Raw genomic sequence first — 850 nt, forward strand, 5'->3', positions numbered from 1 at the left:
CACGAGCACGACGTCGATCCCAGCCGAGACGAAGCCCGCGGTCAGCGCCGGCTCCAGCATGTAGCCCGAGAGCCGCGTGTCCTTGCCGATCACGACCCGATGGCGGTGCGTGCCGCGGTTGAAGAATTGCCCGGCCGCCTGGCCGAGTCGCAGCGCCGTGCCGGCATCCATGGGCGCGCGATTGGCGGTGCCGCGGATGCCGTCCGTGCCGAAGAGCTTGCGCTTGGGTGCGCCTGGGAGGGTCTTGAGGGTCATCGGGTTCGTCATGCGTTCCGTAGCCGGACCATCTTGCTACAGGCCGCGCCGACCGGACACAATCACGACATGACCTCTCCGCGCGAACGTGCCCAAGCCTTCTGTGCCCGCTTCGGCCTGCGGGTCCCCATCCTCCAGGCGCCGATGGCCAGCGCCTCGCCGCCCGGTCTCGGCATCGCTGTGGCCCATGCCGGTGGGATGGGCGGGATGGGCGCGCTGCAGTCGAGCCCGGCCGAAATCGCCGATTGGGCCCGGCAGTTCCGGGCCGGCAGCAACGGCGCCTTCCAGATCAACCTCTGGGCGCCTGACCCGAACCCGGTGCGCGACCTCGCACGCGAGGACGCCGCCCGCGCCGCGCTGGCGACGCTCGGGCCGGAGCCGCCGCCGCTGGGCGAAGGGCCCTTCCTTCCGGACTTCGCGGCTCAGTGCCAAGCTATCCTGGCGGCCGGGCCGGCGGTGGTCTCGACCATCATGGGGCTCTGGGAACCGGAATTCGCGGCCGAACTGAAGGCGCGCGGCATCCTCTGGATCTGCAACGCCACCACGCTGGCGGAGGCGCGCGAGGCCGAGGCGGCGGGCGCGGACGCCATTGTCG

1 protein-coding gene and 1 pseudogene are annotated in these 850 nt (G+C 71.8%); one reads left to right on the forward strand and one right to left on the reverse strand.

Annotated features, from left to right (window positions below):
- Positions 1-255: pseudogene (locus tag AC1DWF_RS33295) on the reverse strand (hypothetical protein); the annotation flags it as partial.
- A gap of 69 nt (positions 256-324) precedes the next feature.
- Between AC1DWF_RS33295 and AC1DWF_RS33300 the strand changes: the two are divergent.
- Positions 325-850, forward strand: a 526-nt coding sequence (locus AC1DWF_RS33300; RefSeq protein WP_476842772.1) for a nitronate monooxygenase, incomplete at its 3' end; no start/stop codon positions are given.

The organism is Aminobacter sp. P4_D5 (assembly GCF_056401815.1).